General features: G+C 63.0%; 18 protein-coding genes and 1 tRNA gene. 4 read left to right on the top strand and 15 right to left on the bottom strand.

Annotated elements, in window-relative coordinates; translation table 11 throughout:
• Nucleotides 1-14 precede the first annotated feature (14 nt).
• The 8 genes from truA to leuC form a co-directional block, all read right to left on the bottom strand.
• Nucleotides 15-875: a tRNA pseudouridine(38-40) synthase TruA gene (gene truA / locus E8E75_RS27475; RefSeq protein ID WP_153921038.1), complete on the bottom strand. Its 861-nt coding sequence runs from the start codon at nucleotides 873-875 to the stop codon at nucleotides 15-17.
• A gap of 3 nt (nucleotides 876-878) precedes the next feature.
• The gene (locus E8E75_RS27470) at nucleotides 879-3,884 is read right to left on the bottom strand and encodes a FimV/HubP family polar landmark protein (RefSeq protein WP_153921036.1); all 3,006 of its coding nucleotides are present in this window, start codon (nucleotides 3,882-3,884) and stop codon (nucleotides 879-881) included.
• A 142-nt stretch (nucleotides 3,885-4,026) separates the two neighbouring features.
• Nucleotides 4,027-5,055, bottom strand: coding sequence for an aspartate-semialdehyde dehydrogenase (locus E8E75_RS27465; RefSeq protein WP_153921034.1), 1,029 nt, complete (start codon nucleotides 5,053-5,055; stop codon nucleotides 4,027-4,029).
• A 109-nt stretch (nucleotides 5,056-5,164) separates the two neighbouring features.
• Complete coding sequence (asd, locus tag E8E75_RS27460; RefSeq protein WP_280359969.1) at nucleotides 5,165-6,277, bottom strand: aspartate-semialdehyde dehydrogenase; 1,113 nt, start codon at nucleotides 6,275-6,277, stop codon at nucleotides 5,165-5,167.
• 57 nt (nucleotides 6,278-6,334) lie between these two features.
• The gene (gene leuB / locus E8E75_RS27455) at nucleotides 6,335-7,417 is read right to left on the bottom strand and encodes a 3-isopropylmalate dehydrogenase (RefSeq protein WP_120651778.1); all 1,083 of its coding nucleotides are present in this window, start codon (nucleotides 7,415-7,417) and stop codon (nucleotides 6,335-6,337) included.
• 42 nt (nucleotides 7,418-7,459) lie between these two features.
• Nucleotides 7,460-8,224 carry a class I SAM-dependent methyltransferase gene (locus tag E8E75_RS27450; protein WP_120651779.1) on the bottom strand — a complete coding sequence of 255 codons (765 nt, stop codon included), beginning with the start codon at nucleotides 8,222-8,224 and terminating at the stop codon, nucleotides 7,460-7,462.
• Between the two features lie 16 nt (nucleotides 8,225-8,240).
• Nucleotides 8,241-8,885: a 3-isopropylmalate dehydratase small subunit gene (gene leuD / locus E8E75_RS27445; protein WP_120651780.1), complete on the bottom strand. Its 645-nt coding sequence runs from the start codon at nucleotides 8,883-8,885 to the stop codon at nucleotides 8,241-8,243.
• A 15-nt stretch (nucleotides 8,886-8,900) separates the two neighbouring features.
• A complete protein-coding gene (gene leuC, locus E8E75_RS27440) occupies nucleotides 8,901-10,325 on the bottom strand; it encodes a 3-isopropylmalate dehydratase large subunit (RefSeq protein ID WP_120651781.1) in 1,425 nt (474 codons plus the stop codon).
• Nucleotides 10,326-10,496: 171 nt separating this feature from the next.
• Here leuC and E8E75_RS27435 point away from each other — a divergent pair, with 171 nt between their 5' ends.
• Both E8E75_RS27435 and E8E75_RS27430 read left to right on the top strand, forming a co-directional pair.
• Nucleotides 10,497-11,384, top strand: coding sequence for a LysR family transcriptional regulator (locus E8E75_RS27435; protein ID WP_077525439.1), 888 nt, complete (start codon nucleotides 10,497-10,499; stop codon nucleotides 11,382-11,384).
• A 113-nt stretch (nucleotides 11,385-11,497) separates the two neighbouring features.
• Nucleotides 11,498-15,178: a PAS domain S-box protein gene (locus E8E75_RS27430; protein WP_153921032.1), complete on the top strand. Its 3,681-nt coding sequence runs from the start codon at nucleotides 11,498-11,500 to the stop codon at nucleotides 15,176-15,178.
• 61 nt (nucleotides 15,179-15,239) lie between these two features.
• Here E8E75_RS27430 and E8E75_RS27425 read toward each other — a convergent pair whose 3' ends face one another.
• The gene (locus E8E75_RS27425) at nucleotides 15,240-15,686 is read right to left on the bottom strand and encodes an Hsp20 family protein (RefSeq protein ID WP_120651783.1); all 447 of its coding nucleotides are present in this window, start codon (nucleotides 15,684-15,686) and stop codon (nucleotides 15,240-15,242) included.
• Between the two features lie 112 nt (nucleotides 15,687-15,798).
• Here E8E75_RS27425 and E8E75_RS27420 point away from each other — a divergent pair, with 112 nt between their 5' ends.
• A complete protein-coding gene (locus tag E8E75_RS27420) occupies nucleotides 15,799-16,545 on the top strand; it encodes an SDR family oxidoreductase (protein ID WP_153921030.1) in 747 nt (248 codons plus the stop codon).
• 3 nt (nucleotides 16,546-16,548) lie between these two features.
• Here the strand turns inward: E8E75_RS27420 and E8E75_RS27415 are convergent, their stop codons facing one another.
• Nucleotides 16,549-17,523, bottom strand: a complete 975-nt coding sequence (locus tag E8E75_RS27415; protein WP_153921028.1) for a tRNA-dihydrouridine synthase — start codon at nucleotides 17,521-17,523, stop codon at nucleotides 16,549-16,551.
• 126 nt (nucleotides 17,524-17,649) lie between these two features.
• Here E8E75_RS27415 and E8E75_RS27410 point away from each other — a divergent pair, with 126 nt between their 5' ends.
• Nucleotides 17,650-18,042 (top strand): hypothetical protein, encoded by a 393-nt coding sequence (locus tag E8E75_RS27410; protein WP_120651786.1) that lies wholly within the window; start codon nucleotides 17,650-17,652, stop codon nucleotides 18,040-18,042.
• A gap of 3 nt (nucleotides 18,043-18,045) precedes the next feature.
• Here E8E75_RS27410 and E8E75_RS27405 read toward each other — a convergent pair whose 3' ends face one another.
• The 5 genes from E8E75_RS27405 to E8E75_RS27385 form a co-directional block, all read right to left on the bottom strand.
• On the bottom strand, nucleotides 18,046-18,495 hold the full coding sequence (locus tag E8E75_RS27405; protein ID WP_120651787.1) for a thioesterase family protein: 450 nt from the start codon (nucleotides 18,493-18,495) through the stop codon (nucleotides 18,046-18,048).
• Complete coding sequence (locus E8E75_RS27400) at nucleotides 18,492-19,142, bottom strand: bifunctional 4-hydroxy-2-oxoglutarate aldolase/2-dehydro-3-deoxy-phosphogluconate aldolase (protein ID WP_153921026.1); 651 nt, start codon at nucleotides 19,140-19,142, stop codon at nucleotides 18,492-18,494. Before E8E75_RS27400 ends, E8E75_RS27405 begins: the two co-directional genes overlap by 4 nt.
• Nucleotides 19,143-19,246: 104 nt before the next feature.
• On the bottom strand, nucleotides 19,247-20,089 hold the full coding sequence (locus E8E75_RS27395) for an alpha/beta fold hydrolase (RefSeq protein ID WP_120651789.1): 843 nt from the start codon (nucleotides 20,087-20,089) through the stop codon (nucleotides 19,247-19,249).
• 11 nt (nucleotides 20,090-20,100) lie between these two features.
• Nucleotides 20,101-20,640, bottom strand: coding sequence for a TetR/AcrR family transcriptional regulator (locus tag E8E75_RS27390; protein WP_120651790.1), 540 nt, complete (start codon nucleotides 20,638-20,640; stop codon nucleotides 20,101-20,103).
• Nucleotides 20,641-20,805: 165 nt separating this feature from the next.
• A tRNA-Glu gene (locus E8E75_RS27385) sits at nucleotides 20,806-20,881 on the bottom strand.
• Nucleotides 20,882-21,004: the final 123 nt, after the last annotated feature.

Below are 21,004 nucleotides of genomic sequence, written 5' to 3'. Positions count from 1 at the left end.
GCCCTGACGCAGCGTCAGCCCGCGCAATCCGGCAAACCGGAAAGAAAGTGCGGCCCCAGGTAACGCTGGGGGAGCTCGAACTCTTCGGGGTACTCGACACGCACCAGATAGAGCCCATAGGGATGCGCTGTCACGCCGCCCTCCCGACGGATCCGCCCCTCCAGCACCTGCTCCGCCCACTCCGCCGGCTGCTCGCCGGCACCGATGGTCATCAGCACCCCGGCGATATTGCGCACCATGTGGTGGAGGAATGCATTGGCGCGGATATCGAGCACGATCAGGCGTCCGTGCTCAATCAGCTCAAGGTGATGCACCGTCTTGATCGGCGATTTCGCCTGGCACTGTCTGGCGCGAAACGCACTGAAGTCATGGGTTCCCACCAGGCAGCGCGAAGCCTCGCGCATACGCTGGACATCCAGGGGGCGGTGGTTCCAGGTCACTTCCTCAGCCATGTGCGCCGGACGAATCTCGTCGTTGTAGATCACATAGCGATAGCGCCGGGCCATGGCGCTGAAGCGGGCATCGAAATTCTTCGGCATCTCCCGCGCCCAGGTAACACTGATATCCGGCGGCAGGTTCGCGTTAGCCCCCATCACCCAGGAGAGCGCAGACCTCGAGACGGGTGTATCGAAGTGCACGACCTGGCCACTGGCATGAACCATGGCGTCCGTACGTCCGGCGCAGGAGAGTGTCACCGGGGCACCACCCGCCACACGGCAAAGGGCTTTCTCCAGCGCGCCCTGGATAGAAGGAACCCCGTCGATCTGGCGCTGGAAGCCGCGATATCGCGAACCCTTGTATTCAACGCCAAGGGCAATTCTGTAAATGCCAGCGGCAGCCGAATTGGCTGCCGCTGCGGGTACTACATCTGTCATCTATCAGCTGAGTCGTGCGATCAGTTCGCGCGCTTCCTGTTGCTGGGTGTCACTACCCTCGGACAGCACCTCGTCGAGGATGTCGCGAGCGCCTTCAGTGTCACCCATGTCGATATAGGCACGAGCCAAATCCAGTTTGGTCGCGGTTTCGTCGGTACCGGAGAGGAAATCGAAGTCGTCCTCCTCGCCCAGCCCCAGGCCGAGGTCTGCCGTCTCATCTTCCAGTACGGCAACCGGCTCGGGTTCCGGCGCCTTCTGCAGACTGTCGGAGAGCTGATCCAGCTCGGCGGTCACTTCGTCCAGTTGCGCGGCAAAGCTGTCATTGTCAGCCAGCGGCTCGGCAATCGGCTCGTCGGGCAACGAGAGGTCGAAATCAGCCGGCAGACCGAGCAGACCTTCGCTTTCCTTTTCTGCTAACGGAGCGGGTGCTTCGGCAGTCAGCGGCGTGTCGAGGTCACTGTCCAAACTCAGCAGGAAATCTTCCTCATCGGCCGTCGCCGGCTGGGTAGTCGGCTCCAGATCCAGGCTGAAGTCAGCCAAGTCGTCGCTGAGTTCCAGACTCTCGTCGCCAGTCAGCAGTTCGTCGCTACCACCGATATCCAGATCGAAATCCAGATCGCTTTCGGCCTTGACCGGCGCGGCTGGGAGGTCGAGCTCCAGATCGTCCAGCCCCAGATCATCGACCGGAGCTGCAGCCGGCTGGATGACGGTCGGTTTTTCGTCTGCAAGCTCCAGATCGAGGTCGGAATCCAGATCATCCAGACTGAGGTCGAATGCGTCGTCCAGATCAGCGCTGCCAGCTGTCGGCGCGTTTGCCGGAACATCGTCGAGGGTCAGGTCATCGAGACTGAAGCCATCGAGATCGTCTGCCGCAGCCAGCCCCGCAGCCGCACTGGCTGCTACGGCGGCAACGGCCATGGCTGGGTACTTGCCTTTCAGTTGCTCGATTTCGCCGTTCGCGCCGCCAATTTCGCGGAGCTCGCTTTCCTGGCGCGCAAAACCTTCGCGATCTCCCAGTTCGGCATAGACCTCCATCAGCTTGAGGCGAAGATCGCTGCGATGCGGCTCATCATTGATGGCGTTCTGCAACAGCTCGCCAGCCTGGTTGAAGCGGCCGTAGGCGATGTAAATGTCGGCCTCGCTGATCACGTCGCCAGTCTGCGCGGTGACACGCTCGTCGGCCTTGGCGGGAGCAGCATCCGGCGCGTCGGCAACCGCGGCGTCCAGATCCGGACTATCGAGGCCAGAGAAACCGTCGTCCTTCAGATCGAGATCACCGTCGAAACTGTTCTCGTCGTCCTGCGCGGCAAGACCGTTCTGCAGCTCGGCCTCTTTCAAGGCATTGCGGCGCGACAGCACCATCAGCAGAACCAGCAAGGCCACGAGCGCACTGCCACCCGCCAGGAGCAGCAGCATGGGGTTGGCAAGCACATCGTCGATGATGCTGGACTGCGGCGGTTCGACCACAGGCGCAGCCGGTGCGGTCTGCACAGGCTTGACTGGCGCGGCCGGCTTGGCGGGTTCCGCCGGTTTGGGCGGCTGCGCTGCGGCGGGTGCTGCAGGCTGGGCAGGTGCAGTCGGCTGGGTCGGTGCGATGGGCTGTGCCGGAGCGGCAGCTGCCGGTTGGGCCGGAGCAGCGGCTGCTGGAGCAGCAGGCTGGGCCGGGGCTGGCGTCGGATTCGCTGCCGCCGGCGCAGCAGGTTGTGCCGCCGGTTGAGCAGGCTGTGCCGGCGCAGCGGCAGCCGGCTGGGCCGGAGTTGCGGCAGGCTGGGCCGGGGCTGCGGCTACCGCGGCGGGCGCGGCAGTTGCGGAGGCAGCAGGAGCCTGCTTGCCTTGGTTGGCCATGTTGGACTGCAGCTTCGCGAGCTGATCATCCTTGAGCTGAATCAGACGCTGCAGCTTGTCCATCTGGCTCTGCAGATCGGTCATGCGGCTCTTCAGCTCATCATTCTCGCGGCGAGTCGAATCCAGGCTCTCCTGGGTAACGGCCAGTTTGTCGCTGAGCGCCTTGCTTTCGCCGTTGGCGCCCTTGTCGCTGCCGCTGGAAGCCTTACCGCTCGCAGCGGAAACCAGGCGCAGACTGTCCTGGGTCTCAACTTTCTCCGGAGCGACGTCCGCGCTGCTGCGCTTGGTGGCGTCAAGCTGGCGCTTGCCCTCCCCGGCCAGACTGCGACCTTCGCTCCAGGCGGTGTTCTGCGCCTGTACCTGGGAAATAGCCTCGGCCTGGGTGCGGCTGGCAATCTGCTTTTCATCGGGCAGACGCAGTACCTGGCCGCTCTTCAGGCGGTTGATGTTGCCATCGACGAAGGCATCGGGGTTCAGATCCTGGATGGCCAGCATGGCCTGGTGCACCGAGCCACTGGCACGTGTGCGCTCAGCGATCTCCCAGAGGGTATCGCGGGATGTGGTGCGGTACTGGTCGGTTGGCGCCTTGGCCGCCGGCGCAGGAGCGGGGACAGGAGCCGGCGCTGGAGCACTGGGACGCGGCGCGACGCTGGAAGTTGCCGGGGCACTGCGAACTGGCGCTGGGGACGGGGCTACCGCGGGACGCGGAGCCGGAGCGGCAACCGGGATCTTCGGCGCGGCAGCGGCGGCAGCCTGCGGCGAGTAAAGCGGCGGATCGAGGAGCAGCGTGTACTCACGCAGGAGGCGGCCATTGGGCCAAAGCACCTCGACCAGGAAGTTCAGATAGGGTTCGCGGACTGGCTTGCTCGAAGTCACGCGGATAACGCTGCGACCGTTGGGCTTGACCACCGGGGTGAACTTGAGGTCCTGCAGGAAATACTGACGGTCGACACCCGCCTTGGAGAACTCCTCGGCCGATGCCAGGATCGGCTTGACCTCGGCCGACGCCAGGTCACGAACTTCCAGCAGCTCGATTTCCGCATCCAGTGGCTGGTTCAAGGAAGAACGCAGGGTGACTTCCCCGAGTCCCAGGGCGTTGGCCACACCCGAAGTCAGCGCGGATGCAGCCGCGATTGCCAGCACAAGTTTGCGAACCCGAACCATAGAGTGATTCCCTTGTTTTATCTTTTTTCTCGCTGCGCGAGAGGAGGGTCTTAAGTCGCTGCCTGCGCACGCCGAAACGGCGGCTCCCCATCAACGATAAGGCCAAGCCAGTATTGTCAAGCTAGAATATTTCTACAAATTTTCAGGTAAGTATCTTTGACAGATAGTGTTTTATCAACAACTCGGCCGACTGCACAGCATTGAGCGCAGCGCCTTTTCTTGCATTATCTGAAGCAATCCACAAATTGAGTTCGCACGGGTCATCCAACCCACCTCGAACCCGGCCTACATATACCGAATCCTGTCCTACGGCGTCGCCGACAGCGGTCGGATAATCACCTTCTTCTTCCACAAACTCGACGCTCGGCGCTATCCCGAGCCGCTCGCGCACCTTGGCGACATCCACCGGCTGCTCTGCCACGACCGATACTGCCAGGCTGTCTCCAAAGAAGACTGGAGCCAGGGCGCATGTGGCAGACACACGCAAATCCGGCTCGCCGAGCAACTGTTTGATCTCGCTCGCCAGGCGACGCTCCAGGGAGGCATGCCCTTCGGCATCCGGTGCACCGGCCTGAGCCAGGACGTTGAAGGCAATCTGGCGATCGAAAAAGCGCGGCTCCAGTGGTCGCGCATTGAGCAGCTCGGCTGTCTGGCGCGCCAACTCGGCTACGCCCTCACGGCCACGACAGGAAACCGCCAGGCTGGCCATCACGCTGATGCGCTGTGGCTTTAGCAGGTTCTTGAGCGGCGCCAGCACGCAGGCAAGCGCCACCGATGAGGCACTGGGACTGCTCAATTGATAGGGCGCCGAGAGCGTATCGAGCAACTGGGGATTGGCTTCCGGAACCAGGCCAGGGGCCTTGACCGGATCAAGGGCCCCGGACAGATCGATCAGCGAGCATCCCGCGGACGTCGCGCGCGCAGCAAAGCTGCGGGTCACTGCCTCACCAGCCGCGAAGAAAGCCAGGCGAACCTGGGAGAAGTCGAATTCGGCCACATCCCGCACCCGCAGGTTGCGCCCTTTGAAAGGCAGCGATGAGCCGGCGGATTCGCCACTGGCAAGCAGATGAAGGTTTCCGACCGGAAAATCCCGCTCTTCGAGGAGCTGGACGAGGGTTTCGCCAACGGTGCCGGTGGCGCCGATCACGGCGATATCGAGGGTCTGGCTCATGGGGGGATACTTCTGGCGATGCGAGGAGCGGCACTTTAACCGTCACCCCGCACGCAGGCAATCGAGGGTCAGAGGGTGCCGACGAGCCTCATCGGCACCCTGCGATCCATCAACGCTCCAGCAGGATGCGCAGCATGCGGCGCAGCGGCTCGGCTGCGCCCCACAGCAGCTGGTCACCGACGGTGAAGGCGCCAAGGTACTGCGAGCCCATGTTGAGCTTGCGCAGACGGCCGACCGGAACGGTCAGGGTACCGGTCACGGCGGTCGGAGTGAGTTCGCGCATGCTGATTTCGCGCTGGTTCGGCACCAGCTTCACCCAGGGATTGTGCTGGCTGATCATGCCTTCGATATCGGCGATCGGCACATCCTTGTTCAGCTTGATGGTCAGTGCCTGGCTGTGGCAGCGCATAGCGCCGATGCGCACGCAGATGCCATCCACCGGGATCGGGCTCTTGAAGCGACCGAGGATCTTGTTGGTCTCGGCCTGGCCTTTCCACTCTTCGCGGCTCTGGCCGTTAGGCAGTTCCTTGTCGATCCACGGGATCAGGCTGCCGGACAGGGGCACACCGAAGTTCTCGGTAGGGAAATCTTCGCCGCGCATGGCTTCAGCCACTTTGCGATCGATGTCGAGGATGGCACTGGCCGGGTTGGCCAGATCGTCGGCCACCGCCGCATGTGTCGCGCCCATCTGCTTGATCAGTTCGCGCATGTTCTGCGCGCCGGCGCCGGAGGCAGCCTGGTAGGTCATGGCGCTCATCCACTCGACCAGGCCGGCTTCGAACAAGCCACCCAGAGCCATCAGCATCAGGCTGACGGTGCAGTTGCCGCCGATGTAGTTCTTGGTACCGGCGTCCAGTTGCTGGTCGATGACCCGGCGGTTTACCGGATCGAGCACAATCACCGCGTCATCCTGCATGCGCAGGCTGGAAGCAGCGTCGATCCAGTAGCCCTGCCAACCTGCTTCGCGCAGCTTGGGGAACACCTCGTTGGTGTAGTCGCCACCCTGGCAGGTCAGGATCACATCGAGGGGCTTCAGCTCGTCGATGCTGTAGGCGTCCTTCAGCGGGGCAATGTCCTTGCCGACCGCAGGGCCCTGGCCACCGACATTGGAAGTAGTGAAGAACACCGGCTCGATCAGGTCGAAATCCCGCTCTTCCAGCATTCGCTGCATGAGCACGGAACCCACCATGCCGCGCCAACCGATCAGACCTACACGCTTCATGACAACTACACCTTTCGTGAAAAAGTGGGCCGCTGGTATTCCAGCGGGCCCGACAGATTACAGATTCCGCAGTGCCGCGACCACAGCATCGCCCATTTCGCGGGTACCGACCTTGGTCGCACCAGCGGAGTAGATATCGCCCGTCCGCAGCCCCTGGTCCAGCACCAGGCTGACGGCCTTCTCGATGGCGTCGGCAGCAGCAGTCTGGTTGAAGCTGTAGCGGAGCATCATCGATACGGAAAGTATGGTCGCCAACGGGTTGGCGATGCCCTGGCCGGCGATATCCGGTGCCGACCCATGACAGGGTTCGTACATGCCCTTGTTGTTCGAGTCCAGCGAGGCGGAGGGCAGCATGCCGATGGACCCGGTGAGCATGGAAGCCTCATCCGACAGGATGTCGCCGAACATGTTGTCGGTGACCATGACGTCGAACTGCTTGGGTGCACGCACAAGTTGCATGGCGGCGTTGTCGACGTACATGTGGCTGAGCTCAACGTCCGGATAGTCCTTGGCCACCTCTTCGACGACTTCGCGCCACAGCTGGCTGGAAGCCAGGACGTTGGCCTTGTCCACCGAGCACAGCTTCTTGCCCCGCACGCGGGCCATGTCGAAGCCGACGCGCGCGATACGGCGAATTTCGCTTTCGCTATACGGCAGCGTGTCATAGGCCTGACGCTCGCCGTTTTCCAGAACACGCTGCTCGCGGGGCTGGCCGAAATAGATGCCGCCGGTCAGCTCGCGAACGATGAGGATATCCAGGCCGGCAACCACTTCCGGCTTGAGGCTGGAGGCCTCGGCCAGTTGCGGATAGAGGATGGCCGGACGCAGGTTGGCGAACAGGCCCAACTGCGAACGGATCTTCAGCAGACCGCGCTCCGGACGGATGTCGCGCTCGATCTTGTCCCATTTCGGGCCGCCCACGGCACCCAGCAGGACGGCATCGGCCTTGCGCGCACGCTCCAGTGTCTCGTCGGCCAGGGGTACGCCGTGCTTGTCGATGGCTGCGCCGCCGATGACATCCTCGGTCAGCTCGAAGCCCAGCTGGAACTTGTCATTGGCGACTTCCAGCACCTTAACCGCTTCGGCCATGATCTCCGGGCCAATACCGTCGCCAGGAAGAATCAGAATCTGCTTGCTCATGCTTTCCTCTCGTTAGGCGCACTCCGCGCCATGCAATTCGTTCTAGCGTTCGGCCCAGAGCACCACGACATCGGTGCTGAAGGAGCCGTCTGCCGCAATCTCGAAATACTCGCGAACCTCATCACCCACTGCTTTCTGCAGCGCCAGGATCGCCTCGCGGAACACCATCGGCGTGCGCATGCGCTCGACCCAGGAAGTGAACTCCAGTCGCAGCCGCTGGCGGGTATGGCTACGAGTCGCCAGGCCGGCCTCGGACACCTGGCGCAACCACTCTGCGGGCGAATAGTTGCGCACATGGCTGGTATCGCGCAGCACTTCCACGGCCTGCAGGTGGGTATCCAGCAGTGGGCGCCCCGGCGAAGCGACGTCGATGAAGGCAGCTACGCCGCCCGGCGTCAGGACACGGCGCACCTCGCGCAGGGCTACACCGACATCGCTCCAGTGGTGCGCCGAATAACGGCTGAAGACGAAATCGAAACTGGCGTCAGCGAAGGGCAGCATTTCGGCCGCCCCTTGCTGGGTAACCACATTACCGAACCCGCGTTGGGCAGCGGCACTCGCCACTACGTCAAGCATCTGCCCGGAGAGGTCGTACGCAACGACTTCGCCGACCAGCGGCGCTACATGAAAGGCCACATGGCCAGCACCGCAGCCGAGGTCCAGCACCCGCGCATCGCTTCGCCCATCCACTTCAGCCTGCAGCAGGGCGAACTCGGTGCCCTGGGCATGTACGGCACTGCTCAGGTAGGCAGCGGCCTGCTCACCGAACTGACTCTGGACGACCTGCGCATGGGCCTTATCGTTCACTTCGTGCTCCTGGATATCAGGCGTCGCGGAACAACCAGGGGTTGCCCTGGCGGTAATTGCCTTCGAAGGCCTTGATCGCTTCGGCGTCCTGCAGGGTCAGGCCGATATCGTCCAGGCCATTGAGCAGGCAGTGCTTGCGGAAGGCGTCCACTTCGAAGCTGTACTGCTTGCCATCCGGGCGGGTGACTGTCTGCGCGGCAAGGTCAACGGTGAGCTGGTAGCCCTCGGCGGCCTCGCACTGTTGGAAGAGTTCATCGACTTCCTCGTCCTTCAGGATGATCGGCAGCAGACCGTTCTTGAAGCTGTTGTTGAAGAAGATGTCGGCGTAGCTCGGCGCGATGATCGCGCGGAATCCGTACTCGTCGAGCGCCCAGGGTGCGTGCTCGCGAGAGGAGCCGCAGCCGAAGTTCTCACGGGCCAGGAGCACGCTGGCGCCCTGGTAACGCGGGAAGTTCAGCACGAAGTCGTGGTTCAACGGACGCTTGGAGTTGTCCTGGTTCGGCTGCCCCACATCCAGGTAGCGCCACTCATCGAACAGGTTGGGGCCGAAGCCGGTGCGCTTGATCGACTTGAGGAACTGCTTGGGAATGATCTGATCGGTGTCGACGTTGGCGCGATCCAGCGGAGCGACGAGACCGGTGTGTTGGGTAAAGGCTTTCATCTCGACTCTCCTTCCTTACTTGAGCAACTCGCGAACATCGACGAAACGGCCGGTCACCGCGGCAGCGGCTGCCATGGCGGGGCTGACCAGGTGGGTACGGCCACCAGCGCCCTGACGCCCCTCGAAGTTGCGGTTGGAGGTGGATGCGCAATGCTCGCCACTCTCCAGGCGATCCGGGTTCATCGCCAGGCACATGGAGCAGCCCGGCTCGCGCCACTCGAACCCCGCCTCAAGGAAGATCTTGTCCAGGCCTTCCTGTTCGGCCTGCTGCTTGACCAGGCCGGAGCCCGGCACCACCAGCGCCTGTTTGACGGTGGCAGCGACCTTGCGGCCCTTGGCCACTTCAGCGGCGGCGCGCAGGTCTTCGATACGCGAGTTGGTGCAGGAACCGATAAATACGCGGTCCAGCTGGATATCGGTGATCGCCTGGTTGGCGGCGAGCCCCATGTATTTCAGGGCGCGCTCAATGGAACCGCGCTTGACCGGATCAGCTTCAGCGGCTGGATCCGGCACGCGCTGATCGACCGGCAGCACCATTTCTGGCGAAGTGCCCCAGCTCACCTGCGGCTTTATGTCTTCGGCGCGCAGCTCGACCACGGTGTCGAAATGCGCATCAGCGTCGGAAACCAGGTCACGCCAGGCAGCCACGGCATTGTCCCAATTAACACCTTTCGGCGCGAACGGGCGACCTTCGACATAAGCGATGGTCTTTTCGTCCACGGCCACCAGGCCGACGCGGGCACCGGCCTCGATGGACATGTTGCAGATGGTCATGCGGCCTTCGACGGACAGGTCACGGATGGCGCTGCCGGCGAACTCCAGGGCATGGCCGTTGCCGCCAGCGGTGCCAATCTTGCCGATCACGGCGAGCACGATGTCCTTGGCAGTGACGCCGGCGGGCAGCTTGCCCTCCACGCGTACCTGCATGTTCTTCATCTTTTTCGCCACCAGGCACTGGGTGGCCAGCACGTGCTCGACCTCTGAGGTGCCGATGCCGTGGGCCAGCGCGCCGAAAGCGCCGTGGGTGGAGGTGTGCGAGTCGCCGCAGACCACGGTCATGCCCGGCAGAGTGGCGCCTTGCTCCGGGCCTACCACGTGGACGATGCCTTGGCGCACGTCGTTCATCTTGAACTCGAGGATGCCGAAGTCATCGCAGTTCTCGTCCAGGGTCTTGACCTGGATGCGCGACACTTCGTCGGCAATGGCTTCGAGGCCACCCTGGCGCTCGGCGCGGGTGGTCGGCACGTTATGGTCGGGAGTCGCGATGTTGGCGTCGATGCGCCACGGCTTGCGGCCCGCCAGACGCAGCCCTTCGAAGGCCTGCGGCGAGGTCACTTCGTGAAGGATGTGACGATCGATGTAGATCAGCGACGAACCATCGTCGCGGCGCTTCACCTCGTGTGCATCCCAGAGCTTGTCGTAGAGCGTCTTGCCGGCCATCGTCAGGTCCTCGTCAGCTTGTTTCTGTGCGCAGGGGTCGAAAAGCCCCTTTTGCTTGTGGGGACGATCGTAGGGGCTTGCATCGAATAACTCAAATTCATATTTTTTATTTAAAGCATTCCATCAAGGAATGCGGATACTACCGGCGCCAGCAACCCACGGAGTCCAGATATGGATTTGGCCAGCCTCAATGCTTTCATCGCCATCGCCGAGACCGGCAGCTTCTCTGAAGCGGGTGAGCGCCTGCACCTGACCCAGCCTGCGGTGAGCAAGCGCATCGCCTCGCTGGAACAGCAACTCAGCGTGCGTCTGTTCGACCGCCTGGGTCGCGAAGTGAGCCTGACCGAGGCCGGGCGCGCCCTACTCCCGCGTGCCTACCAGATCCTCAACGTGCTGGACGACACTCGCCGCGCGCTGAGCAACCTTTCCGGTGACATCAGCGGCCGCCTGACGCTGGCCACCAGCCACCACATCGGCCTGCACCGACTGCCGCCTTTGCTACGCGCCTTTACCCGCGCCTATCCGCAAGTCGCCCTGGACATCCAGTTCCTCGACTCGGAAGTGGCCTATGAGGAAATCCTCCACGGCCGAGTGGAGCTGGCCGTGATCACCCTCGCACCTGAAACCGCATTGCCCGTGCAGGCGGTGCCGGTCTGGAACGACCCGCTGGATTTCGTCGCAGCGCCGGAACATCCGCTGGCCCGCGACAAGACCATCTTCCTTCCGGACGTAGCACGACATCCGGCGGTATTCCCGGGCGGCAACACCTTCACTCACCACATCGTCCGCCGCATGTTCGAGGCCGAAGGCCTGATGCCGAACATCGCCATGAGCACCAACTACATGGAAACCATCAAGATGATGGTTTCCATCGGCATCGCCTGGAGCGTGCTGCCGCGTACCATGCTTGACGACTCCGTGGTACGTCTGCCCCTGCAGGACATCCAGCTTTCACGCCAGCTCGGCTACATCCTGCACACCGAGCGCACGCTCTCCAACGCCGCCAAAGCCTTCATGGCGCTGCTGGATGCGCAACGCGACGACCTTGCGTATCTGTGAAGGCAAAGGATAAGTTGACGCGCACAGCATAAGAAAAGGGTCGGGAAAGCGTCAGGGGCGTCCCTGCAGTTCACCGACCCGAACATCTGCCCTATCGCCGGAAAGGGGCGCGCATGCGCAAAGCCAGTGAGCCGAATCCTCCATTCCCCCATATTCCTGCCCTTGACCCTGTCGCATTCGAGCAATCCTGGCAGGACGCCACCAGCCTGCTCGCAGCGCTGAACGGCGCCCGACTTGGCGCCTGGTCGTGGGATATCGATACCGGCCAGGTCAGCTGGTCACGAGGTGCCCAGGCACTATTCGGGCTGGACCCGCGCCAGCCGCTCAGCGAACCCGTTGATTACATACAACTGATTCCCGAAGACGATCGCGTCGAAGTGCTGCGCCTGTTCCAGGAAGCTCTCGCCGGGCGCCAGGCGGAACGCGCCATGCGCCACCGCATCCGTTGGCCCGACGGCAGCCTGCACTGGCTGGAAATCAATGGCAGTCTGCAACCCCAAGGTAACGGGAAACGTCGCATGGTTGGCGTCATCAGGGACGTCACACAACAGCAGCAACGCGCCCAGGAACTGGTCAACTCGAGACAACGCTACTCGAGCCTCTTTCACCTGAGTCCGGACGTGGTGCTACTGGTTCGCCTCAGCGACAGCCGGATTGTCGAAGCCAACCAGCATTTCGAGGACGTGCTGGGTTGGCCGGTGAGCGAAACCATTGGCCGTACCACCCTGGACCTGGGCATCTGGGAGGATCTCAGCCAGCGCGAATGGTTGCATTGCAATGCCCGTGGCAGCAGCTCGCCGGTTGCACAGGAAGTGAAGCTGCGCACCCGCAGCGGCCGCATCCTCGATGGCCTGCTCTCGAGCCAATACGTCGAGCTGGAAGGCGAGCCGTACCTCATCAGCACCTTCCTCGACACCACCGAACGCAAGCGCGCGGAGAATGCGCTGCGCATCAGCGAAGAGAAGTTCGCCAAGGCCTTCCGCAGCACGCCAGAAGCCGTGGTGATAACCGATCGCGCCAGTGGCCTGTTCCTGGAGATCAATGTCGGCTTCGAGCGTCAGTTCGGCTGGAGCCAGGAAGAAACCATCGGCCACAGCTCCCTGGAACTGGGTATCTGGGAAGACCCGGCGCAACGTCATGCAATGCTCGAAACCCTGCAGCGCGACGGCCGCCTCGATGAACTGGAAGTGAATCTCAGGCGACGGGATGGCAGCCATGCCATCTGCCTGCTTTACGGCGAGGAGATCGAACTGAATGGCCGCACCTGCCTGGTGCTGACCGTCCGCGACGTCACCCGCCAGCGTGCCCAGGAACAGGCCCTCAAGGACAGCCAGGAGCGCCTCAACCTGGCGCTCGAATCCGCCGACCTGGGCACCTGGGACTGGCACATCGCCAACGGCACCTTGTACGGCTCGGCCCGCGCATCGGCCCTGCACGGCCTGGCCAAGGAACCCTTCGAAGGCGAGTTTCGTGACTTCTTCGTATGCGTACCGGAAGAAGACCGCCAGAGCATGCGCCGTGCCTACCAGGGACTTCTGGAGGGTCACGAGAACGACTACCAGGTGACCTATCGCACACGTTTCGCCGACGGCGAAGTGCATTACCTGGAGAGCACCGCCAAGCTTTATCGCGACGAGCTGGGCCGGCCACAGCGGATGACCGGCATCCTCATGGACATCAGCGAACGGGTTCGCCGCGAGCAACGCCTGGCGGCCTCGGAAGAGAAGTTCGTCACCCTGTTCCAGGCCAGCCCCGACCCCATTTGCGTTTCGCGAATCCGCGACGGGTTGTTCATCGAGATCAACCCGAGCTTCAGCGAGGTGTTCGGCTGGCAGCCTGAGCAGATCGTCGGCCGCAGCGCTCCGGACATTCAATTCTGGGCAGACCCGGAGCAGCGCTCGAGCCTGTTCGGCCAGTTGCTGCGCGACCAGGGCCTGGACAACGTGGAAGCGCGCTTCCTGACCCGCGATGGCCGCCTGTTGACGTGCGTGGTCTCCAGCCGCTTCATACGCGTCGAACGCCAGCTTTGCATCACCACGACCTTCCGGGACATCACCGCGCGCCAACAGGCTGAGGCCGCACTCAAGGCCAGCCAGGAGAAGTTCGCCAAGGCATTCCACTCCAGCCCCGACGCCATCACCATCACCGAGCGCGAATCCGGCCGCTACATCGAGGTCAACGAAGGTTTCAGCCGCCTGACCGGCTACCGTGCCGACGAGGTGTTGGGCCGCACCGTCAGCGAAATGAACATCTGGGCCGATCCAGCAGAACGCGAGCACCTGATTGAACTGATCACACGCAATGGCCGCGTCCACCACCTGGAGATGCTGGGCCAGCACCGCGATGGCAGCCAGAAGGTGGTGGAAGTCTCGGTGGAGCAGATCGAGCTGGACGGCACGCCCTGCCTGCTGCTGACTGCACGGGACATCAGTGCGCTCAAGGACGCCCAGGCACAGATCCAGCACCTGGCCTACCACGATCCGCTGACCAACCTGCCCAACCGTGCCCTGCTAACCGATCGCCTGACCCAGCAGATCGCCTTGCTGCAGCGCCACCACATGCGTGGCGCCCTGCTCTTCCTCGACCTCGACCACTTCAAGCACATCAACGACTCGCTCGGCCACCCCGTCGGCGATGCCGTACTGATGATGGTCACGGCCCGCCTGGAAGCCAGTGTGCGACTGGAAGACACCGTAGCGCGCCTGGGCGGCGACGAGTTCGTGGTGCTGCTCACCGGACTCGAAGGCAAGCGGTCGGAAGTCACCCGGCAGGTTCGCGAGATCGCCGACAAGCTGCGCAAGCTGCTGGCTGAACCCATGCTGCTCGACGGACACCGTCTCCAGGTCACTCCCAGTATCGGCATCGCCCTGATCCCGGACCACGGGGCCAGCCCGGCGGATCTGCTCAAACGTGCCGACATCGCTCTCTATCGCGCCAAGGATTCCGGACGGAACGCCATCCAGATTTTCCGCAGCACCATGCAGGAAGCAGCCAGCGAACGTTTGCGCCTGGAGAACGACCTGCGCCAGGCCTTGGCCCGCGGGGAGTTCGAGTTGCATTTCCAGCCCCAGGTGGATGCCCGCAACAACCGCGTGGTAGGGGCAGAAGCCTTGCTCCGCTGGCAGCATCCGACATTGGGCCAGCAGTCGCCCGGCCAGTTCATCCAGGTACTGGAGGAAAGCGGCCTGATCCTCGAAGTGGGTGCCTGGGTACTGGATGAAGCGTGCAACGCCTGCGAGCAGCTGACGGCCGAGGGCCTGGTCGAAGCCGGTGAATTCAGCCTGTGCGTGAATATCAGCCCACGGCAGTTCCGCCAGAGCGATTTCGTCGAGCGGGTCGAACGCAGCCTGCAACGGAGCCAGTTACCTGCCCAGCTACTGAAACTGGAGGTCACCGAGGGCATCGTCATCCAGAACATCGAGGACACCATTGGCAAGATGCGACGCCTGAAGAAGCTCGGTACCAGCTTTGCGATGGATGACTTCGGCACCGGGTACTCGTCCCTGACCTACCTGAAGCGGTTACCGGTCGACGCGCTCAAAATCGATCAGTCATTCGTTCGCGACGCCACCCAGGACCCCAACGACGCCGAAATCATCCGTGCGATTGTCGCCATGGCACGCAGCCTGGGGCTGGAAATTATCGCCGAGGGGGTGGAACGCGACGAACAATTGGCATTCCTCGAGCAACAGGGCTGTCACCTGTACCAGGGCTACCTGTACAGCAAGCCGGTGCCGCTGTCGGAGTTCCGCGCGCTACTGGCCCACAGCCAGCAACGACCTCCGCCCCCCTGAAACCAGGCATGAAAAAGGGCGCCCGTAGGCGCCCTCTTCCTTTCAGGGTGATGCCAGGAGATCAGTTCTCCAGCACTGCGTGCTGCCCGTTGATCGGAATGCGCTTGGCCTTGGCCTCTTCTGGCACCACGCGCACCAGGTCGATGTTCAGCAAGCCATTCTGCAGGCCAGCATTCCTGACTTCGATGTGGTCGGCCAGGCGGAAGGACAGCTTGAAGGCACGCTGGGCGATGCCATGGTGCAGATAGGTGACGGATTCGTCGCTCTTCTCACGCTTGCCGCCACCCACTGTCAGCACGCCGCGCTCGACCTGGAGCTCCAGGTCTTCTTCCTGGAAGCCGGCCACGGCGATGACGATACGGTACTGGTCGTCACCGTGCTTTTCGACGTTGTAGGGCGGATAGGTGCTGCCACTTTCATTGCGCAGGGCGGATTCGAACAGGTCATTGAAACGGTCGAAGCCCACGGAATGACGGAACAGAGGGGCGAGGGAAAATGCAGTGCTCATGAAAATCTCCTGAATAATCAGCAAGTGGTTCAAGTGCGGGACCCGACTTCGGCGCCCCGCAGTACCCTAGATAAGGACAGCCGAAAGCATTTCAAGCCCCCAAGGAAATCCCATGCAGAAAGTCATGCTGATCACTGGTGCTGGCCGTGGCATCGGTGCCGCCACGGCCCGCCTCGCCGCACAACGCGGCTACGCCCTGGGCATCAACTATCGACAGCAGCGGGAAGCGGCTGAAACCCTGGCACGCGAAATCGAATCCGCTGGCGGCCGTGCGCTCCCCCTGTGCGCGGATGTCGGTGATGAATCCCAGGTACTGGAAATGTTCGACCGCCTGGACCGAGAGTTCGGGCGGCTGGATGTGCTGGTCAACAACGCCGGTATGCTGGAGCGCCAGATGCGCCTGGAGGACATGGACGTGGCTCGCTTCGAGCGGGTGCTGCGGGCCAATGTAGTGGGCAACTTTCTCTGCGCCCGGGAAGCCATCAAGCGCATGTCGACCCGGCATGGCGGCCAGGGCGGCGCCATCGTCAACCTGTCGTCCATCGCCGCGCGCATTGGTGCTCCCAACGAGTACATCGACTACGCCGCCGCCAAGGGGGCCATCGACAGCATGACCCTGGGGCTGGCCAAGGAACTGGCGGGAGAAGGGATTCGCGTCAACGCAGTGCGCCCTGGAGTGATCCACACCGAGATCCATGCCAGCGGCGGCGAACCGGACCGTGTCGAGCGCGTGCGCCAGTCGGTGCCCATGGGGAGAGGAGGTGAAGCGGAGGAAGTGGCTACAGCGATCCTCTGGCTGGCCAGCGAGGAAGCGTCCTATACCAGCGGAAGCTTCCTCGATGTCTCGGGCGGCCGCTGAGGCTCAGACGGCTTCAGCCCACTCTCTCTGCAGGTCCGGAACTCCGAGCAAGGCGTCGATTTGGGCGCAGTCATTCTCCCGGCGAACCTCTGCGAACAACGCGACCGCCTCGGGATAGCTGCGGGTGAGCATGCCCAGCCACTGCTTCATGCGCCCCGGCGCATAGCGCGGAGCCAGCTTGCGCCTGGCCTGGCGCCAGAAGTCCTGGAGCATCGGCTGAAGCTCCGCCCAGGTCATTTCCACCACCGGCTCTCCGGCGCGCACTGCCGCAATCTGTCGAGCCAGGTCGGGTCGCGACACAAGACCTCGGCCAAGCATGATGTCTTCCACCCCGCTCACTTCGCGACAGCGGCGCCAGTCAGCCAGGGTCCAGACCTCGCCATTGGCGAAGACCGGCACCTTGACCGCATCCTGCACCCGCGCCACCCACTCCCAGTGGGCTGGCGGCTTGTAGCCTTCGACCTTGGTTCGCGCGTGCACCACGATCTGCTGGGCACCGCCATCGGCCAGAGCGCGCGCGCAATCCAAGGCGCCGTCGGGGCTGTCGAAACCGAGACGCATCTTCGCTGTCACCGGGATATCCGTGGGCACGGCGCGGCGCACTTCGCAAACGATGGCATGGAGCAGTTCGGGCTCCTTGAGCAGGACCGCACCGCCCCGCGATTTGTTCACGGTTTTGGCCGGGCAGCCGAAATTGAGGTCGATCACCGGTGCCCCAAGCTCGCAGGCAAAGGCTGCGTTATCCGCCAGGCAGACCGGATCGGAACCCAGCAATTGCACGCGCATGGGCGTACCGGCGCGGGTGCGCGCGCCATCGGCCAGCTCGGGGGCCAACTTTTCGAAGGTACTGGCCGCCAACAGACGGTCGCAAACCCGGATGAATTCGGTCACGCACCAGTCGATGCCACCGACACGGGTCAGCACATCGCGAAGGATTTCGTCGACCAGCCCTTCCATCGGGGCCAGGGCGATTTGCATGGATTACAGGCTCACAGGAAAAAGGCGCGTAGTTTACGCAGCATGACGGACGGCGAATATCCCGGGGAGCATCCGGCTGGACTGGTGGTCGAACTTTCACCGATTCAGCGCAGGAGAAACGCCACGATGAATTCGCTCGTACCCGTCCTTGCCGCACTCACGCTGGCCGCCACGGCAGTTTTCGCCGCCAGCGAGGCGATTATGTCACCTGCGCTGCAACCGGCGCCGGACGCCATCGGCGAGCTTCTGGTCAGTCGTGACGAGAACACCCCGAACGCATGCGACATCGACCTTTACGTACAGAACGAACTCGTGGCGAAAATAGCGCCGGGCCAGTCGGTGAGTATCCCGGTACCTGCAGGCGAGGTCGCGCTGAGAGTGGCGCAGAACGGGGCCGGCTACTGCTCCGGGCTGCTTGCCGGCGACCCGCAGTCGGCCATCTTCCAGCCTGGCGAAGTCCGTCATTTTCGTATCGTGCAGAACCAGCACGAGGTGCTCCTCGCTCCGGCGGCGGACTGAGCTTCAGAGTTCCAGCGGAAAAGGCGGCTGCAGCGCCTGGCCATAGCCCTCGACGAACTCGGTCGGCATGCGTTTCGGCCTGCCCGAGGAAAGTTCGATGCAGACGAAGGTGGTTTTCGCCCGCAACAGGGTGGCGCCATCTTCCGGCCGCATCAGTTGAAAGCGCCGATCCATCTTCAGGCGTTGGTCCGACTCCACGATCCATGTCGCCATCTGCAGCTCCTGGCCCTCATAGGCTGCAGCAAGGTAATCGATCTCATGCCGCAACACCGCCATGGCGCGGTCGAGTCTGCGGTATTCGGCCAGGTCCAGCCCAAGATTCTGGGAATGCCGCCAGGCACAACGCTCCAACCAACTGACATACACGGCGTTGTTGGCGTGACCAAGGCCATCGATGTCTTCCGCAGCCACCTTGATATCGATGACGAAGGGAGTGGGCATGTCCCAGTTCATGAATGCTGCTCCAGGTTGCTGGCCAGTTCGCGGGCCTCTGTGGCGAGTTGAGTGATCTGGTCCCAGGCGCGGGCACGGATCAGGCTGGAAGGCGCGATCCAGGTGCCGCCCACGCAGGCCACATTGGGCAGGCGCAGGAAACTGGGCAGATTGTCCGGGGTGACGCCGCCGGTCGGGCAGAAACGGATGCCGGTAAACGGCCCCTTGAGGCTTTTCAGCATCTTCACACTGCCATTGCCATTGGCCGGGAATAGCTTCAGGGAGCGATAGCCGTACTCGAGCGCCAGCAGAACCTCGGAGGGCGTCATCACGCCAGGCAGGTACGGCAGGCCGGAGTCTTCGGCGGCAGCCGCGAGGCGCTCGGTACATCCAGGACTGACGGCAAAATGCGCTCCGGCGTCGCGAGCCTCGAGGAATTGCTCGGTATGGATCAAGGTACCGGCGCCCACCAGCAGGTCCGGGAATTCCTTGCGGATCGCCGCCAGCGCGTCCAGCGCCCGCGGCGTACGCAGGGTCACCTCCAGCACTTCGACCCCCCCCGCGCTCAGCGCCCCGGCGAGGTCCAGGGCCAACCCGGTATCTTCGATCACCAGTACGGGCAGAACCGGTCGCGCCCGCTGCAGCACCACATCCATCGTCAGGCTCATGTCAGCTCTCCACATTGCAAAGTCCCCAGCTCATTCTCGCAAGCGAACAGAACGGGTCGGTGAACGTTGGAAGTAGAGCACTGTCGGCAGGTCACCTGCCAGCCTCAACGCAGAGCTTCTGCTCCGAGGCGGGCGTCCCGAACCTGGGCCAGTAGAGTTAGCACGGCTTGGATCACGCGGGTATCGGCGAGCAAACGCTGGTGGCCTCCTTGCTCCAGTCGGAGCAATTGGCTGTCGAACCAGGCATCGTGGATGGCCTGGCTATCCGCGGCCGGCACCAGCGGATCGTCCTCGGCGTGCACTACCAGACCGGGTATATCCATCTGGTAACGCTCCACGTCGAGGTGGGCAACGGAGATGCCCGCGTGCCGTTCCACCTGATTGACGAAATGAGCTCGTGCTTTTGGCGGCAGCCCCATGAAACGGGCGAAGCTACGTAATGGCCCAAGGATTCGGCTGGGAGCGGAGATGCTCACCAGAGCCTTGGCACGCAAGCCCATCTGGCTGGCCAGCAGGACACTCGCACCGCCCATGGAGTGCCCGATAACCGCATGCAGCGGCGGCAACTCCCCTGCGGCCTCCAGCAATGCCCGGGCGAAAAGCACCACATTCGCTTCGTGTCCGGGCGAGCGCCCATGGGCAGGACCATCCAGCGCCACCACTCCATAGCCGGCCGCTACCAACGCCTCGATCAGACTGGCGAACTGGGTCGGACGCCCCTCCCAGCCATGCATCAGCAAGACCGTTGGACCGCTTCCCCAGCGCAGCGCGGAAAGACCAAAGCGCAAGGTGATCCGCTCTGAGGTGCCGAGCAACTGCATCTCCCATTCCCGCGGGGCCAGGTTGCGGGGAGTCATGAACTGGCGACGCATGCGGCGGGCTACGACCCGCGGCGCCAGACGGCCAAGGGTAGCGTTTACGCCGCGAATGAGGCTCAGGCTATTCATCATCAGACTCCTCAAATGACCGCCGACTTGGCGGCACGCAGTACTCGATCGGATAGATCACCCTCACCCAGGGCCCGCGCCAAAGCCAATCCGCCCACCATGAGCGCGATATCAGCGAGCGCCATGTCGACCTCCTCAGGGCTGTCGCACATCCTGGCACTGAGTACTTCCAGGTGCCCCACCAGCAACTCCCGGTACGCACCCGGCAGCTGCGCCATCGCACTCAAGGAACTGGGAAGTGGGCAACCTGAGCGCGTGGCATCCCGGTGCTTGCGCGACAAATAGAAGCCGGCGGCGAGAGCACGCCTTTCCGCGCCAGGAAGGGATTGATCGATCAAAGCCATGAGATCGCGACGCTTACGCAACAGCTGCTCGAACACTTCCAGCATCAGGGCATCCTTGCTGGCGAAATGAGCGTAGAAACCGCCCACCGTCAATCCGGCAGCACCCATTACATCAGCTACACCCGGCTCCTGCGGACCGTGCTGCAGCATGGCCGAAGCGGCGGCCTGCAAGATGCGTTCACGGGTCTGGGCTTTCTTCTCGCTCATGTCAGCCTCCAGTTGAATTACACTCATAATATTATTTGTGTAATACAAAAACGCAAGCCGATCGCGAAACCATTCGTCGGTACTGAAAAAACAGGGCAGAAAAACAAAAGGGCCATCCCAAGCTGGAATGACCCTTGAAAAGCCCGCAAAGCGGGAAATTGAAAGTGGCGTCCCCTAGGGGACTCGAACCCCTGTTACCGCCGTGAAAGGGCGGTGTCCTAGGCCACTAGACGAAGGGGACAGAACCTTCGAACAGCAGGGCCAGCGCTTAGGCTGGCCCTGAGTGATGCGCATGGCATCGATTTGGTGGAGCTAGACGGGATCGAACCGTCGACCTCTTGCATGCCATGCAAGCGCTCTCCCA

The sequence above is a fragment of the Pseudomonas sp. BN606 genome (assembly GCF_029873115.1).
Taxonomy (GTDB): Bacteria; Pseudomonadota; Gammaproteobacteria; order Pseudomonadales; family Pseudomonadaceae; genus Metapseudomonas.
Note: the sequence above shows the minus strand (reverse complement) of the source record. Positions and strands in the feature narration are given on the sequence as shown.